The sequence below is a fragment of the Chitinophaga fulva genome, from assembly GCF_012927205.1.
Lineage (GTDB): Bacteria > Bacteroidota > Bacteroidia > Chitinophagales > Chitinophagaceae > Chitinophaga > Chitinophaga fulva.
Window position 1 is genome coordinate 3,711,231 of record NZ_JABBGC010000001.1, and the last position, 15,661, is coordinate 3,726,891.

Sequence of the window (15,661 nt, forward strand, 5' to 3'; positions counted from 1 at the left end):
CAAAATGAATGAATATTTGTCGTTATTAAGGGCGTATCTTCATTAAGTATTAATGACTGCATCCTTTTACCTTTTAATACCGGAAACATATGCACAGAATAGCCCGTACCTGCAAGCAGTTGTTTGTTTTTTTATTTGTTAGAAAATTGTTTTATCCCCTCCACCTCATCGTTTACAAAACCAGTATGTTGGGATTGGGTATCAAGAACCACGAAAACGAACGCGTTTCGGGGGAACGGGCTTTTATCCGGTACCTGAAGCGGCGGCGTATGCTTTCCTCCGGTGTGGTTTTCGATATTGGCGCTAACGTAGGCAACTATTCCGAGATGCTGCGCAGGTACGAGGTGAAGCTGCCCATTTATGCGTTTGAACCGCATCCGGTCGCTTATCAGAAACTGAAGGCCACCGCGTTAAAAAATGATTTCATACCAGTATGGATGGCAGCCGGCGACCAGGAAGCTGAAACAGTGATGTATGATTACTCCGGTGCCGGTGGTTCTGAACATGCCAGCATGTACCGGGAAGTGATTGAAACGCTGCACGATGGTGTGGCAGAGGCGGTGGCCATTACCCAAACGACCCTGGATGAATATGTACAATCCCATGGGATCGATGCTATAGCGCTGCTGAAGATTGACACAGAAGGACATGAACTGCCCGTGCTGAAAGGGGCCCGCCAGTGTATCTCTGGTGGCATGGTGAATGTGATACAAATAGAATTTAATGAGATGAATGTGATCTCCCGCACATTTTTTAAAGATATCATCGATCTCTTACCCGGGTATAATTTTTACCGGTTGTTGCCAGATGGGTTGCAGCCGCTTGGTAAATATAGCCCCGCCCACTATGAAATTTTCTCCTTCCAGAACATCGTTGCTATACGTGCTGCGGCACCTGTAGGATTTCCCGCTCAAAACGTTCCATGATATGATCGATAGCCAGCTGCTCCTGCGCATACCTGCGGGCATTGGCTGCAATATGACCGGTTTCTCCCTGTAAAGCGTCCTCTATGGCACGGCTCAAAGCGGTGGCATCATCTGCTATAACAGAAATGCCTATACGATGTTGCCTGATCAGCTGGTACAATCCAGAACCTTCGTTGGCTGTAACAATAGGTACCCCGCCTACGGCCAGGATGGTGGTGAGTTTGGAAGGCATCACCAGGTCGCTGGCTTGTCCCCGCTGTATTACCAGGTGTAGATCGGCCATGTTCAAAAACAGGTTGAAGTGCGAAGCTGGCTGTAGTGGCAGGAAGGTAACATGCTCCAGCTGCCATTCGGCGGCCATGGCCTCCAGTCGCTGGCGGTAAGGCCCATCGCCGCAAATCACAAAACGGATATTACGATGATACTGTAGCTGTCGCGCTGCCACCAACACATTTTCCAGTCCCTGCTTTTCTCCCAGCGCACCGGAATACAATATCACTTTGTTGTTGGCGGAAAAGCCGAATTGCTCTTTCAGGGCAGCGCGATTATTGAGCGGAAAGTACCGGTCTGTGTCCACCCAGTTGGGAAAGAGCTGCACTTCCCGGGAGGCCTTGCTGGCAATGCTGCTCACCATCTGGGGAGAAATGGAGGAAACCACGTCCGCCCGCCGCAGGATATATTTTTCCAACCGGAACAACTGCTGCAGCAGCCATGGAGAGCGCAGCATACCAAGATTACTGGCGGCTTCTATCTGCATATCCTGGATATGGTAAATAAAGCGGGTCTGCCGCAAAGATTTATATCCGGCAGCCAGTAAGCCCAGATGGAAGGAGGGGGCTATGGTGATCACTACATCAAAACGCCTTTGCAGTAACAGCTGTAACATTTTCCCGGAAGCCGCCAGGCTAAAAGTGAAGTCCTGTAATACCCTTTTGCTGCCCGATGGCAAAGCAGGTACATAATGCGGGCACCGGTACACTTTCACCGGCCTGCTTCCGGCGATGATGGTTTCCCGGGAGAAAAGGTATTTTTTGGGACGATAGGAGGCGCTGATTTTCCACTCGGGGTAATAGGGATAAGTAGTCAGTACGGTACAGTCGTATCCTTTGGCTGCCAGCCAGTTGATCAGCTCTCCGTTATACTTGCCGGTGCCATTGGGCTCTGGTGCATAATTACAGCTGATCAACAGGATACGTTTGACACTGGTGTTATTTTTAGAAAGCATTTTTATCTCCTTTAATCAGGTTCACGATCGTCTGGAATATGATCTGAAAGTCGAGCCAGCAGCTGTAATTCTCAATATACCAGATATCCAGGTTGATACGTTGCTGTTGCCAGTCAAGCCGTTCGTTTTCACCGCGGCAGCCGTTGACCTGTGCCCAGCCGGTGATACCGGGTTTCACCAGGTGACGCAGCATGTAGTGCTGCACGGTTTTCTGTAACTCCAGGTGCAAGGGTGTCACATGAGGCCGCGGGCCAACGAACGACATATCTCCTTTCAGTACGTTAAAGAACTGGGGCAGTTCGTCCAGACTGGTATGCCGCAGGAATTTACCCATCCACGTTACCCGCGGGTCGTTGCGGGTTGTCAGCCGGTAGGTGCCATCGCTGTTCCATTCACTGTTTATCTTCATGGTCCTGAATTTGTAAATGGTCAGCTTCTTGTTTTTCAGCCCCCATCTTTCCTGCTTGTAGATGACCGGTCCGGGGGAAGATATTTTCACCAGGAGAGCGATCAGTATAAATAACCAGGAGAAGGTGATCAGCAGAAACAGGGTAAAGCAGATGTCGAAGAACCGTTTGAACTGCTGATTACCGGAATGGTCCAGCGGGGAAGAGCGGATGGTGATCACCGGAAAGGCCCCGAACAGGCTCATACTCACCGTGGAGGTGCAATGCTGATAACAGCTGGCAATGATTTTTACTCGCTTGGCAGCTTTCTCGCTGGCCACAATGACGCTTTCGGTTTCTTCGCGGCTGCTTTCAGGAATGGCCAGCACCACATCATCTATCTCATGGTTTTCCAGAATATGGCCAAGGGAGGAGAGCGGCCCCAGGTATTTACCGTTGAGCGTCTGATTGGGCGTATTATCTACAAAGCCCACACATTGATAGCCAAAATGATCGTTGGTGGCAATAGTGTTGTGAAAGTTCATGGCGGTTTCTCCTGCCCCTACGATCAGTATATTTTTCATGTTGTAACCTCTCATCCTGATACGCAGGAAGAGTTTTTTGATCAGGATTTTGGAGACCATCATGCCGATGAAAATATACCCGCTGTATATGCCTATAAAAGCCCTGGGCGCGTAGAAAAATTTGAAGAAGTAAAAAAGGGTGAAGGTAAGGATACAAATGTGCAGTAACAGTGTTTTGATGATCGCCATAAACTCATAGGAGAAAGGGCGGGAGCGGAAATCATCATACAGGTGCAGGTAAAGTCCTGTGGCTACCCACGTAGTCATGCTGATGCACCATACGGGGATGCTCGCCGGATGGTGGGAAGTGGTGTGCTGGAAGAAGCTGAGCGTCTCCTGAGCCATCACGTAGGCCATGGTGAGTACGAGGCAGTCAACGAGTTGCCTGAGCAGTAGCGGTACATTGAGCGCGGTTTTCATAATCACAAATTCATACAGTTAGGTAATCACATACGGGAGTTTTCATCGATCATTTTGCCTTTGGTACAACAGGTCCATCTGCAGGATCTGAAGGTTGTCTGACTGAAGGAATCCAACTGGTGCTATAAAGTCAAAGCCGAGCGATTTTACAAAATGATGCATTTCATCAAAAAGGGGTTCTCCGTTATACATGGGGATGAAAGAGGTTTCAAACAACAGATAGTCTATCTGCCGGAGGGTGGCAGTGGCGCCACGCAGCACTTCCTGTTCGAAGCCCTGCACGTCGAGCTTCAGCAGGGTAGGGCTTCTCAGCGGCAGGTCCGGCAGTTGGTCGAGTTGTTTTACGGGGACCACTATTCTGTGGGTGTGCGCAGTTTGTGGTTGCAGTTGTATTTGTTGATCAGACACCTGTAAGGCGGAGCTGGCGTGGGAATACGCGTTGCTGTAAAATTCCAGCGCTCCGTCGATGCTGCCCAGCGCAAAGTTGAACGTCCGGATAGTGGGTAATTTTTTGGTATGTTGCTGCAACTGGCTGAAGGTTTCCGGCACCGGTTCAAAGGAATAGATGCGGGCCTGGGGGTAACGATGAGCAACAGCCAGGGCAAACTGCCCTTTATTGGCGCCTACGTCCAGTATGGTATGCAGCGACCGGATATAGTGGCTGCAATTATGGACCAGCTGTGTAGAGGCAATGGATGCGCCTCCCTGAAGGAAGGCTCCGGGCCCCCTTCCCGACCGGATCATGACTCTGGCGGCATCCGCCATTTTAAACAGGATATTCATGTTCTGAAAATTTATGGTTCCAGCAATGGTGATAAAAACGGATAGTTTCTGCGACGGTTTTTTTCCATGAAAACAGGCTGGCCCGCTGATAACCTTTCTGAATGATCTGTTGCCGGAACGGGTCAGACTCCAGCAGGCGGATGCTGGCAGCAAATGCTTCGGCATGCGGTGTGACGGTTAGCAGTCCTGCGTCGCCCACTACTTCAGGCACAGAAGTCCGGTTGCAGCCTACTACCGGGCACCCCGCTTTCATGGCTTCTCCCGGAGGAAATCCGAAACCCTCGTAGATAGAGGGGTATAGCAAACAGAAAGCCCTGTTGTACAGGTAGTTCAGCTCCTGGTTACTGGCTACGACTACCTGCTGGTGCCGGCCCGGTATCCGCTGTTGCAACAGTCCGGCCTCGGCTTTGTTGAGCGGGCCTCCGCCGATGGTCACCAGCTGGTACTCCTGTGGGAGCAATGCCAGCGTGTCTACGGCGGCGCCGAAATTTTTGTAGTGGTTACGGCCCCCCACGTATAGCACAAAAGGCCGCAGCGTAAGCTGCGCCGACAGCCCCGGAGGAGAGGACAGTACATGTGGGAAAAAATCATCGCTGATACCATGATGTATGACCGTGATTTTAGCGGGATCTGTCTGCGGATAAAAATGCAGCAGCTCCTGCCGCGTACTGTCGGAAATACAAATGATGCCATCTGCTTTACGGATGCCGTAAGCTTTCTGCCGGATGTTGACAAGCCCGCGGGGAAACGGACTGGATAGCTTCCGCTCATGTGCGAAATCATGCACGGTGAGGATGTTCAGCACATCTTTTTGTGGCGATACCCGCAGGTAACCGCCGTGAAAAACGGCGCCGGGCGGAAGCCGGTACCGGAGTGGCAGGTAACGTAACAAGCCCCGCGGCAGGATGCTCTCCCGGATACAAGGCCAATGCTGATAAGCTATCTGCCGTTCGAATACATTGGCAGACGCTTTATTGGCATTCAGCATATACACCGGCAATCCACTGTGACAAACGCCCTTCAGCAACTCGTGCCAGTAAGCGGAAACGCCACCGGCCTGTTGAATAGAAAAAACGATATTGTCCAGGTATATTTTCATTGTCTTCACGTTAATAAAGGCAGACGTACCCGTTCCTTTTCCGGCACGGGCTGACACAACATGGCCATGATCAGAAGGAACAAATCTATCTGGCTGAAAAAAAAGCATACCACCACATAGGCGAGATAATTGCGCTGGAAGAAGGGCAGGCGCCTGTCGTTTCTCGTCAGCAACCAAAAGAAAAATACAAGGGCCGGAAGCCCGAACTCAGCAAGGATATAAAACCACCGCATGTTCAGGTTATGGCCGCCCACACCCTCCAGGTGCTGCATATACTGCATCAGTCCGGAGAAATAATGGCCGGGGATAAAAGGACTGTTGCCCGGGCCATAGCCTGTCCACAGCAGATAGGGATGATCTTTTAGAAAGTTCACAACAGGCAGTTCCATGTCCCGTTGCAGGGGAATACCCAGTACTTGGTTGTCCTGCTGCCAGTACAGGGTATTATACCGGCTGAGGGACCTTTCCAGCAGTACACGGGAGATGAGTTCGTTCCGGTTCCTCAGAAAGTATTGCATCAGGATATCTTTGGCGCTGGCTATACAGAGAAAAACGCAGATGATCACACCCAGGCTGGCCAGTGCCTTAAAACGTACAAGCTGTATGCGTTTCACTAAAACAAATACAATAGCTGCCGCGAACATATTGATCCAGAATGTCTGGGAGGCAGTTTGTACGGCCATCAAAAAAACCCAGGCGGCGGATTTGTATTCACGGTCGCGTAAAAAGGCGGGAATAGTGAGAGACATAAAAGCGCAGTAGATTTTAGGTTCTGCAAATAATGCCTGTATCCTTACACCCATAGGGCCATTGATCTGTTCTACCATATACCGTTGCTGTAGCCCCAGCAGTTCGCCTAAAGTATCATTCTTTAACACCACCTGTACAATCAGTTGTATCACACCAATGGCAGAAGAATACAGCGCAATCTTTTTCATAGTGCGCAGCATTCCTTCAAAAGAAAAGGTGTCCCGCTCCTGCAGTATGCGGGAGCCGATGGCCAACCAGGGCAGGTAAGTTTTTAAATAGAAATAGACCGGCCGGAAATAGTAGCCGGCAATACTTCCTTCAATGGATAAGGGATTTTTATACAGTTGAGCCACCATCATCACCAGCATATGGGAGATCAGCGGCAGCGACAATAATAGGAGGTATTCCGGCTTGATACGCAAATGGCCGGTGAATACCTGATGGATCTGATTGATGGTAAGGTACAGGGCAACAAAAAAAGATGCATTGAAAGTGGGACCGATCGCCATCAACGTATACGCTTCGGAGGCAAAAGCATACAACAGCAAGTCAAGGATGTTGATGCGCTTCCGGTTATAGGTAACGAGCAACCAGGTGGCGATCAGCAAGGGCATACATTCCTTGAAGATTTCCACGAAGAGGTTACTGCTTCTTAGGTCCAGATAAACGGAGTCCATCGTTATTTATTTATTTTGATATTTTGATATTTTGTTTTGATCATCAGCCGCTGGTAGAGCCGGAAGAGGGTGGGGCTACCCTTGATGACCCTGCGCATGGTGGTATACCAGCGGCTCGGTGAATACATCACCGAGGCGGCGTGCTGATCGGCTGCTTCGTCGAGGTGGCGCTCCACCGGATGTGTGATGACCGGCAGCTGCCCGTAGTTTATTTTCTTAAACCACCGGGGTTCGCGTAACGTGTGCGTAGAGGCGTTACCGTAACCGGTGTTCCGCACGAGACATACATTAGGGGTGATCGTCCAGCCTCGGTTGAACCAAACGCAGAGGAACCATTGTACGTCCCAGGTGTCCAATTTCTGATTACAAACGGCTTTCATATCGTGTTTCAGCATGGTGCTAAGTCCTTCGGAGGACAGTCCCTGATAACGTTGCAGCGTAAAGTCATACTGCTGCCATGCCCGTCGCCAGGACGCCCAGCCCCATACGTGGGCAAAGCGGGAGTAGTAATAGGAGGCCGTTCCCCGACGCTGGCCAAATTGAAAATTGCTGCCGTTGATATGCATCACCGAAGCATCGTTACGGTAGTGCTGTAACATGGCAGTGCAGAAAGCAAAAAAAGTAGGGTCAGGCAGGCAATCATCTTCCAGTATAATACCTTCCGGATTATGTTCAAAAAACCAGTCGATAGCGCTGCTCACAGCCTTGCCGCAACCAAGGTTATGTGAGCGAAAAAGTGTCTTTACATCACAGGGCCAGTCGATAGCAGATATAGCGGTCTGCCGCGTTGCCTGGCACTGCAGGGCTTCGCCGGGCCGGTCTGCACGGGGCCCGTCAGCTGCGATGTACAGCTGCGACGGCCGTTGCCTGCGCAGGTGGTCCATCAGCTGCTGCACCTTGTCGGGCCGGTTAAATATCAATATCAAAACAGGGGTGTGCATCATAGCCATTCATTGCCTTTTAACCGGTTGTTTTTGAAAAAATAGGTGTAGCAGGTTTTGGCGAAGATGCTATAGCCCATTTCCCGCATGAAACTGAACACTTCACTGTCTTCCTTTTCTATGTCATACGGCTGTGATTCCACGAGCACATAAGACGGTCGGTATTTGTCCCAGTTGTTGGAGCGGAGCACTTCGAGGTCCATGCCTTCTACATCGATGGTAATAAAATCGATCGGTGTACCTGCAGAGAGGTAACGATCCAGAATGTCCGCCAGTGGCGCAGTTTTTACCGTCTTCCGGTCAATAACCTGATAGTCCGGTTTCTGGGTATATTCCAGTACCCTTTCAGCAGAAAAGGTATTGAGTGCCGGTTCATTGAAAATGGCGTAAGTCAACTCCTGCGGTACGCCGGAAACGCCCATTTCCAGGTTAGTGTCACCAGGCCGGTATTTATTGAACAGCGCCTGCATGCCGGGCTGTGGATCTATATTGATACCCCGCCAGTTTTTTCTGTAAAACAGGTAGGTATTGGAAAAACGGAAAGGATGGTGGGCGCCTACATCTACATATACGCCCTTATGTTTTTTGCCAAAGATGCGCCTGAGGATAAGATCTTCTCCTTCTGAACTGTAGGCCATCACCCCGTACCGGATACGCGGAAACAAGGCCGCCAGGAGCTTCTTGGTCATATTTTTTACCTTACTCATGGGGAATTGATTTGTGGGACCCTGTAAACAAATAGTTGTTCCACGATTTGCGCAGGATATGACTAATGTCTGCTATATCGGTATATATCCTTACGGGATGAATCATTTCCCGGGCGAGGAACAAGGCCTGACCGCTTCTGTCCAGCGCCACCATCACCAGGTATACACTGAAGTAGGCTGCTACGGTGGCGATGGCAGCGCCTTTGCCGCCGTTGTGCGGTATCATCAATAGGTTGATGGCGACGTTCAGGATCAGGCCGGCTACATTGCTATACAGGTATAGTTTGAATTTCCCTTCCACAAAAAGATATTGCACCACTACCATCATCAGGAATACCGGTATGGCGGACCAGATATGGATGCGAAGGATGCTTGCTGCGGTAGCATAAGCGGAGCCGTACAACAGTTGTATCAGCATGCCGGCCGAAAGACTGATGACGATAGCAAGCGACAGGCTGATGAAGCAGGAGATACGCAGCCATCTGCCCAGCGTTTGCAGGTAAGCGGACTGGTCTTCTTCTTTTTTACGGAACAGCATGGGCAGCATCGCTGTGGACACAACGGTAGGGAGGGCATACCACAATTCGGAAATACGCACCGCTACTACATAATTGCCCAGTTCTTCCGGCGTGGCCAGTATGTTCAGCAATATGTTGTCCACCTTCATGAACAGCACCACCACCAGGTTCGCCATAATGAGCACCCAGCTGTTGCCCAGCAGCCGCCCCGCCATACGCAGGCTCACCAGTCGCAGCGACGGAGGACTGAATTGCAGGCTGTATTTTCCCAGTATCCACACATAAGTGGTGACCAGCTCCAATAGCGTGATCCAGAGGAAGGCCGGCAATGACGCATTGCAGAAGATAGCAACACATTTGATGGCGCAGAAAAGCAGGAATACCGTCACCTTGGGAACGATTACGGTTTTCAGGCTGTTGTTGACCTGATAAAAGCCATCCATCACATCAAAGGACTGCAGCAATACAGTAAAAGAGGAGAAGATGATACACAGCAGATATACCGGCCCGGGGTTTATCAGGTGAACCAGGAAGGTACTGAAGAGCATACAAGCCAGTGCCGCTGTTAGCCGCATAAAAGCGATGGTGCTGACAATGCGTGACTGGTCTTCTTCGGAAGCCATCAGTTCTTTTATCACCAGTTTGTCCATTCCCAGTACGGCGATGCTGGTCATGATGGCGCTGAAAGCGATGGTATAGTTCCATATGCCAAACACACGGGGGCCGAGGTGCCTGGCCATCAGGGCCAGCACCAGTATGCCCGGGAAGAGCTTACTGATTTTGTCGATCAGCAGCCAGCTGCTGTTTTCAAATACTTTACGCAATTCGTTTTCCTGTTTTTTTGAAGATGGTGGTCCAGTTACTCTTATGGTTTTTTCCTCCTTGGTTATAGGAATACCTGCCGTAATAGTAGTAAGGATAAAAAGAGTCTTGTACAATGCCGTTGAATATGAGCCCTTTCTTTTTGAAAACGGGTTCTTTCAGGCTTTCTTCTACGGCCAGCAGTTTTGCTTTGTGGGTAAAGTTGTACCGGACGGCAAACAGGGTGCAGTCCACATAGGATGCAATGCTTTTCGCATCTGACACAATGCCTACCGGGGATGTATCTATGATGATATAGTCAAACCTGTTTTTTAGCTCTGCCAGCAAATAAGCCATACGGGGACTTTCTATCAGCTCGATCGGATTAGGTGGTATCGGTCCTGCGGAAACGAGCCACAGATTGGTGTCCGGCACTTCCCGGATGATCTCTTCCATGGTTTTAGTGCCCAGGAGATAATTGGTGATACCGGTTTTGTGGTCTATGCCGAAGAAAGCGGACAGCTTGGGTTTGCGCAGGTCCATCTCCAGCAGCACTACCTTCTTGTTATTCACGGTGAGGGAATTGGCGAGGTGGGCCGACAGGAAGGTTTTGCCTTCTCCGGAAATACTGGAGGTGAGCATCACGGTGGCTGGTCCTTTATGATCTGCCAGCAGGAAGCGGAGATTGGTGCGGAGGTTAAAAATCTGCTCCGTAAGTATGGAGTGGATTTTAAGAGAGAAATCATGTACACCTTCTGTATACTGGAAGATTTCAGCGATCACCGGCAGATTAAATACCTGCTCAATTTCATTTCGGGCGAGTATGCGGGGATTGAGGAAGTATTTAACATAAACATAAATGCTGACGGCGATCGCTGCGAGTACCATGAAGCTGACGAAGACCATCGGTTTTTTGGGTGTTACAGGGTCTTCGGGTACAAAGGCCGGTGCAATCACTTTATTGTCGATCACGTTGCTGGCCTTGGTAACGGCGGCTTCCTCCTTTTTTTTCAGCAGATAGAGGTAGAGGTTTTCCTTCACGCTTTGTTGCCTTTTGATATTGACATATTCCCGGGAGTAAGAGGGGATATTGGCTATTTTGCCCTCTATGGTGTTTACCTTCTGCTGGGTAGCATGTTGTGCAACGTTTGCGTTGCGGCGGTAGCCGCTGATGTAATCGCGGATGGTGCCCCGTGCGGCGTTTACCTGTGTGTCAAGGTTTTGCATCAGGAAACTGGAAGGCTGTACGGCGAGCGACAGTTTTCGTTGTTCGCGCAGGGCTTCTTCATAGCGGTTGATCATACCCGACAGGGCGGGGTCCACATTGCCGGTGACTGGCGTGAAGGGGGTGCGGTTATCGGGGGTGTTGATATATTCTTCCACCTGGTCCATCACGGCCAGTTGCAGGTTGGCTTCGTTGAGTTTGATGTCTGCATCTTTTACCTGTTCCAGTGCCAGCTTGGAACTGGCGTCGATATCGGTGATGCCGCGTTGTACCTTAAATAGTTCTTCCGTACGTTCCAGCAAGCCCAGTTCTTCTTTCAGGGAGTCTATGCGGCCATTGAGGAACTGGATGGTTTTTACACCGGCTTTATTTTTATCACTGAGGGTATAGTCGTTATATTCATCCAGCAGGGCATTGAGGAAGTCGGCGCTCCGCCGCGCTAAGGGGTCTTTGTAGGTGATGGCGATCACGGTGGCGTCGCGGTTAACGAGCGCGGTGGTGATATCATCCACTGATTTGTAAGCCAGTTCTATGGCTGAATCCACCTCAATGCGGCAGGGGGTTGATTCGGAAAATGGCAGTGGACCGGCTTGCAGGGAGAAGGTATCTTTCCCAATTGAAAAAGGAGTATTGGGCGTGATGGTAAAATGGGTAGAGCGTTTGTCTTTACCGGCGCGGGCTTTCACGTCGAAGTGCTGCTGTACGCGTGATACCTCAAAGGTGTAGTTGCCGGTGTGGCAGCTGTCGCTCAGTATCTGTATGACGATGGGTGATTTTGGATACCATTCTTTGTCCCGAAGATGATGCGGGGCAAAGTATCGGACGTTGAAGTGATTGCTGCTGATGACCCGTTGCAACAGAATAGGGGAGTGCAGCAATTCCATTTCGTTTTCCATGTTTTTACCGCTTCCCAGCAGGGAGAGGGATTTCAGTACATCTGCTTCTTCGCCGTTGCTTTTCTTTTCATCTTTCAGGTACAGGCGTGCCGACGACATATAGGAGGGCGGGGTGTACCGGAGATAAGCCCATCCCGCTGCGCCAGCCAGCAGGATAGCTATCAGGTATAATGGCCAATGGAAGAGCATTTTCCGGAACAGATCGCCGATGTCGATGGCGGTCTGCCGATGGTGGGGTGCTTTGAGCGATGCCATGGTACTTGGTTTTCATTTGCTAAGAAGAACGATAGTAGTTGCCAGCGAAATGGCGCTGAGTATGACAGGTAGCAGCTGTACCAGTTTCGATGTAGGGAACTGCTTGCCCGAACCGGGTTTGATGTACACTACGTCGTTATTGGCCAGATAATAGTACGGTGAGGCCATTGTTTTGCTGTCTTTCAGGTTTAATGAAGTGTAATATCTCACGCCGTCTATTTCACGGATGACCATTACATCTTTCCTGTCAGCAGTGGTGTTCATGTCTCCTGCCATGCTGAGCGCATCGAGGATGGAGGTCCTTTCGGTGCCCACCCTGAAAGAGCCGGGGTGTGCCACATCTCCGAGTACCGAGATTCTGAAACTGACCATGCGTGTGGAGACATACACGTTTTTCAGGGTCTTCGATAGTTCGGTCGTCACCTGCTCATCGATCATCGCGGTGGTTTTATTTCTGACAAACAACCTGCCGGCGATGGGCATCCGGATATATCCGGCGCTGTCTACGAGGTATCCCTGATCTATGCCGGTTCCCGACGGGCTGGAAAAGCCGGTGAGATTGGGATTGAGGAGTTGGGTGACATCTTTGTCCGGGGTGCTGACGATGATCTGTAAGACATCTCCCGATTGGATTCTTAGCTGTGGGAACCGTGCCATGGAGGCATGGCCGGTAGTGGCAGCTATGTCGTTGAAGTAAGTTATTTTCTTGCTGCTGGTGCATCCTGCCATCCAAAGAGATAGCATCAGCAGTATCATACGAAATGACTGCATACGGGGTCCTGATGTTAAATGAGAAATAGGGGATTTATCTCCATATAAGGGGTGTTCAGTGCTTTTCACTGTGACACTAATAAATTTCAGGATGCCAGTATGCCTTTCCGCCGGGAAAGCGTTACCTGTCTGATTTTGTCCTGTACCGGCTGTTCAAAATAATAGTAAACGATCAGACTCAGGAGAATAACCGTGCCGATAAAGGCGATCATTGTCCATGGGGAGAGCAGCAGGCTGCGGTCTACATGCAATTGATACATGACCAGCACCAATGCCATCTGCAACGGGAAATGCAGCAGGTAAATCGCATAGCTGCAGTTGCCGAGAATAGACCAGCGGTGATGAAACGGTTTCTTTACCGTTTCCAGCAACACCAAAAACAATATGCTGCAGGGTGCTACCGTGACTCTGAACAGCAGATTCCTCACTGTGCCGTATGCGTCAGCAGACTGCGCTGGGCTGAGACCAGGGCGAAATCTACCAATATTATTCATCCATGCCAGTTGGAGGAAAGGATAGATATAGTAAGATATGATGACCGCCGTCCAGAGAACGATGGTGACAGTGGTAATAACACGGAAGTATGCCCGGATGTTTTTACGTTGCAGTATATAACAGTAGACATAATATAACAACGCACCCAGAAAGAAGGAAAACACCCCTTTCCCGACGAGCATACCATAGTGTTGCATCAGCGCGCCGGCGGGGATAAACAACAACAGCAATGCTTTATTGGTATGCCATTTCAGCTTACAGAGTATAAAAAAGAGTATGTAGAGAAACATCTCCACAGATACAGACCAGGAGGGTGAATTAAAATTCGATCCTGCTTCAAACCCCCAACTCTGTATAAAAAAAAGATTCAATAAAAAGTGATAAGCGTCATTATAAGGCATTACAAGATAATGCCCTACCCGCTGCAGCATCAATGCCTGTAAAATGGCCACAGCCACTAATGTTACAAGATGGAGCGGATACAGCCTGGATATGCGGTATATCCAGAACTTCCTGAAATCTGTTTTGCCACTGGCAACGGAATCAGCATACAACCAGAAGAAAATAAAGCCGGAGAGTTGAAAAAAAATATCTACCGACACCATTCCATTGGTATAGAAGATAGATAAAACCGAATAAAGCGGCAGGGATGTGTTTTGCTCACCACCAGGCGCGTATACATCGTTTGGGTAAAAAAACACTTGCCAATGATAGAGGACGACGATTACAGCCGCGATGCCCCTGAATGCGTCCAGGCTGTGAAAATAGGTCGGGACAACGGGGAGACGCTTCTTCTCCATAAAACAGCATGGTTAAGAGGTTAAACAAATCGGGTTTCCTGTGATACGGAAGTTAATAAGAAAACGGACGCAATAGTGATGCGTAGCAGCAATGAATAAAATAACCAGGATCGGGGAGCGTGAACAAAATGAATAAGCAAAGTATGCCGTAAGGAAAGATTCAGTATCTTTAGTGTAGCAATCTGTGCAATTTAGAAAAAAAATTATAGATCTGAAAATTATAGATCTGGACTTCCAATAGGCGAACATGACATACAGGATCGACTTCAGAGGACCCGAACAAACAATGCTCTATACCGCTGTTTGCAACTCTACGCTGGAAGTGGAAACATTACTCCGGCAAGTCCTACAGTATGACTGGTCAGATGAGAAAGGTACTTATGCCATGACGCTGTACGACCTCTCTTCAGGTGAAGAACAGGTAGTACATGTATATTGTTTTAAAATGGAACCACCCTATACAAAAGCTGCTTTTGAGGCGGTGAACAACAGGTCATAAATAAAAATGCCCCGGCGTCTGTCGCCAGGGCATGATGGTAATGGTTAACCCAATATCTCTACTTCTTCGGGAATAACAAATAAAAGCATGCATCCGATAGGACTGCTAACCGAGTGTTTGAATCCGGGCGGTGTGTACAGGTAATCGCCGGCTGACAGGGTGGCGTGTTCGAGTACCGCTTCTCCGCTTAAGACGAAAATTTCTTCGCCGGCAGGATGATTGTGATAAGGATAGGTGGCGCCTGGTTCAAATTTCAGCAAGATGGTTTTTGAACGCTGGCTGTCTTCGTCGTATCGCAATGACTTCACAAAGATGCCTTTATAGTGTATGCCTTTTTCAACAAGTGGCTGCCAGTCCTGCTGGGTGCTGCGGGTAATGTAGTGGTTAATATCTGTATGCATAATTAGGAATTTAATAATTGATCAATGCTCCAGCGATAGTTGGAGAGCGTGGCCAGCATAAAGGCGCCGGCGCTGAAAGCGAATACGGAGTAGTCCAGTGGTTCTTTCAGTCCGAAGGAATAGGCCATGGCTGCGCCAAAGAATAATGTTAGCACCATGGCAGTACCGGCCGCGAGCTGGGTTTTAAATCCTGCCAGCAGCAGGAGGCCGAGGGTGGCTTCCAGTATGGTGGCGATGACCGCAATCACCGGTATGATACGGGCGGGCGCAAAGGAATTGACCTGCGCGGTATATTGCAGAAAGTTTTGCCAGCCGGAAGAACGGCTGCCCCAGAGCCCCAGCCTGCTGGCTACGGCGGAAAGGAACCCGGTTCCCAGCGAGAGCCTTAACAGCAAGGCGGCGATGTCCTGATATGATTTCATGTACTGTTTGTTTTTGACAGTACAAAGTTGGCATTTCAGGAGGGGCTAGAAAATAGAGAATCCTGCAAAAAACATGTAAT

At 49.6% G+C, this 15,661-nt stretch carries 15 protein-coding genes; 2 read left to right on the forward strand and 13 right to left on the reverse strand.

Annotated features, from left to right (window positions below; all coding sequences use genetic code 11):
• Positions 1–89: 89 nt before the first annotated feature.
• Positions 90–926 (forward strand): FkbM family methyltransferase, encoded by an 837-nt coding sequence (locus HHL17_RS15035; protein WP_169225509.1) that lies wholly within the window; start codon positions 90–92, stop codon positions 924–926.
• Here the strand turns inward: HHL17_RS15035 and HHL17_RS15040 are convergent.
• The 11 genes from HHL17_RS15040 to HHL17_RS15090 form a co-directional block, all read right to left on the reverse strand.
• The gene (locus tag HHL17_RS15040) at positions 877–2,151 is read right to left on the reverse strand and encodes a WcaI family glycosyltransferase (protein WP_169225510.1); all 1,275 of its coding nucleotides are present in this window, start codon (positions 2,149–2,151) and stop codon (positions 877–879) included. The two genes, HHL17_RS15035 and HHL17_RS15040, sit on opposite strands and share 50 nt — an antisense overlap.
• A complete protein-coding gene (locus HHL17_RS15045) occupies positions 2,141–3,541 on the reverse strand; it encodes an undecaprenyl-phosphate glucose phosphotransferase (RefSeq protein ID WP_169225511.1) in 1,401 nt (466 codons plus the stop codon). The genes HHL17_RS15040 and HHL17_RS15045 overlap by 11 nt, the downstream gene beginning before the upstream one ends.
• Positions 3,542–3,583: 42 nt before the next feature.
• The gene (locus HHL17_RS15050) at positions 3,584–4,324 is read right to left on the reverse strand and encodes an FkbM family methyltransferase (protein ID WP_169225512.1); all 741 of its coding nucleotides are present in this window, start codon (positions 4,322–4,324) and stop codon (positions 3,584–3,586) included.
• The gene (locus HHL17_RS15055) at positions 4,308–5,423 is read right to left on the reverse strand and encodes a glycosyltransferase family 4 protein (protein ID WP_169225513.1); all 1,116 of its coding nucleotides are present in this window, start codon (positions 5,421–5,423) and stop codon (positions 4,308–4,310) included. Before HHL17_RS15055 ends, HHL17_RS15050 begins: the two co-directional genes overlap by 17 nt.
• A 5-nt stretch (positions 5,424–5,428) precedes the next feature.
• A complete protein-coding gene (locus tag HHL17_RS15060) occupies positions 5,429–6,850 on the reverse strand; it encodes a hypothetical protein (RefSeq protein WP_169225514.1) in 1,422 nt (473 codons plus the stop codon).
• Positions 6,851–6,852: 2 nt separating this feature from the next.
• On the reverse strand, positions 6,853–7,800 hold the full coding sequence (locus HHL17_RS15065) for a glycosyltransferase family A protein (RefSeq protein ID WP_169225515.1): 948 nt from the start codon (positions 7,798–7,800) through the stop codon (positions 6,853–6,855).
• Complete coding sequence (locus HHL17_RS15070) at positions 7,791–8,498, reverse strand: FkbM family methyltransferase (protein WP_169225516.1); 708 nt, start codon at positions 8,496–8,498, stop codon at positions 7,791–7,793. The genes HHL17_RS15065 and HHL17_RS15070 overlap by 10 nt, the downstream gene beginning before the upstream one ends.
• On the reverse strand, positions 8,491–9,840 hold the full coding sequence (locus HHL17_RS15075; RefSeq protein WP_169225517.1) for a flippase: 1,350 nt from the start codon (positions 9,838–9,840) through the stop codon (positions 8,491–8,493). The genes HHL17_RS15070 and HHL17_RS15075 overlap by 8 nt, the downstream gene beginning before the upstream one ends.
• Complete coding sequence (locus tag HHL17_RS15080) at positions 9,833–12,193, reverse strand: GumC family protein (protein WP_169225518.1); 2,361 nt, start codon at positions 12,191–12,193, stop codon at positions 9,833–9,835. The genes HHL17_RS15075 and HHL17_RS15080 overlap by 8 nt, the downstream gene beginning before the upstream one ends.
• A gap of 12 nt (positions 12,194–12,205) precedes the next feature.
• The gene (locus tag HHL17_RS15085) at positions 12,206–12,964 is read right to left on the reverse strand and encodes a polysaccharide biosynthesis/export family protein (protein ID WP_169225519.1); all 759 of its coding nucleotides are present in this window, start codon (positions 12,962–12,964) and stop codon (positions 12,206–12,208) included.
• 86 nt (positions 12,965–13,050) lie between these two features.
• Complete coding sequence (locus tag HHL17_RS15090; protein ID WP_169225520.1) at positions 13,051–14,259, reverse strand: acyltransferase family protein; 1,209 nt, start codon at positions 14,257–14,259, stop codon at positions 13,051–13,053.
• 247 nt (positions 14,260–14,506) lie between these two features.
• On the opposite strand from HHL17_RS15090, the gene HHL17_RS15095 reads away from it, so the two are divergent.
• Positions 14,507–14,758, forward strand: coding sequence for a hypothetical protein (locus tag HHL17_RS15095; protein ID WP_169225521.1), 252 nt, complete (start codon positions 14,507–14,509; stop codon positions 14,756–14,758).
• Positions 14,759–14,802: 44 nt separating this feature from the next.
• Here the strand turns inward: HHL17_RS15095 and HHL17_RS15100 are convergent, their stop codons facing one another.
• Positions 14,803–15,159 (reverse strand): cupin domain-containing protein, encoded by a 357-nt coding sequence (locus tag HHL17_RS15100; RefSeq protein WP_169225522.1) that lies wholly within the window; start codon positions 15,157–15,159, stop codon positions 14,803–14,805.
• Between the two features lie 2 nt (positions 15,160–15,161).
• Positions 15,162–15,581 carry a DoxX protein gene (locus tag HHL17_RS15105; protein WP_169225523.1) on the reverse strand — a complete coding sequence of 140 codons (420 nt, stop codon included), beginning with the start codon at positions 15,579–15,581 and terminating at the stop codon, positions 15,162–15,164.
• Between the last annotated feature and the right edge of the window lie 80 nt (positions 15,582–15,661).

Bases quoted from the DNA above. Each gene is read 5' to 3' on its own strand.
- HHL17_RS15035 (WP_169225509.1), top strand. From the start codon at position 90: ATGCACAGAATAGCCCGTACCTGCAAGCAGTTGTTTGTTTTTTTATTT.
- HHL17_RS15040 (WP_169225510.1), bottom strand. From the start codon at position 2,151: ATGCTTTCTAAAAATAACACCAGTGTCAAACGTATCCTGTTGATCAGC.
- HHL17_RS15045 (WP_169225511.1), bottom strand. From the start codon at position 3,541: ATGAAAACCGCGCTCAATGTACCGCTACTGCTCAGGCAACTCGTTGAC.
- HHL17_RS15050 (WP_169225512.1), bottom strand. From the start codon at position 4,324: ATGAATATCCTGTTTAAAATGGCGGATGCCGCCAGAGTCATGATCCGG.
- HHL17_RS15055 (WP_169225513.1), bottom strand. From the start codon at position 5,423: ATGAAAATATACCTGGACAATATCGTTTTTTCTATTCAACAGGCCGGT.
- HHL17_RS15060 (WP_169225514.1), bottom strand. From the start codon at position 6,850: ATGGACTCCGTTTATCTGGACCTAAGAAGCAGTAACCTCTTCGTGGAA.
- HHL17_RS15065 (WP_169225515.1), bottom strand. From the start codon at position 7,800: ATGGCTATGATGCACACCCCTGTTTTGATATTGATATTTAACCGGCCC.
- HHL17_RS15070 (WP_169225516.1), bottom strand. From the start codon at position 8,498: ATGAGTAAGGTAAAAAATATGACCAAGAAGCTCCTGGCGGCCTTGTTT.
- HHL17_RS15080 (WP_169225518.1), bottom strand. From the start codon at position 12,193: ATGGCATCGCTCAAAGCACCCCACCATCGGCAGACCGCCATCGACATC.
- HHL17_RS15085 (WP_169225519.1), bottom strand. From the start codon at position 12,964: ATGCAGTCATTTCGTATGATACTGCTGATGCTATCTCTTTGGATGGCA.
- HHL17_RS15090 (WP_169225520.1), bottom strand. From the start codon at position 14,259: ATGGAGAAGAAGCGTCTCCCCGTTGTCCCGACCTATTTTCACAGCCTG.
- HHL17_RS15095 (WP_169225521.1), top strand. From the start codon at position 14,507: ATGACATACAGGATCGACTTCAGAGGACCCGAACAAACAATGCTCTAT.
- HHL17_RS15100 (WP_169225522.1), bottom strand. From the start codon at position 15,159: ATGCATACAGATATTAACCACTACATTACCCGCAGCACCCAGCAGGAC.
- HHL17_RS15105 (WP_169225523.1), bottom strand. From the start codon at position 15,581: ATGAAATCATATCAGGACATCGCCGCCTTGCTGTTAAGGCTCTCGCTG.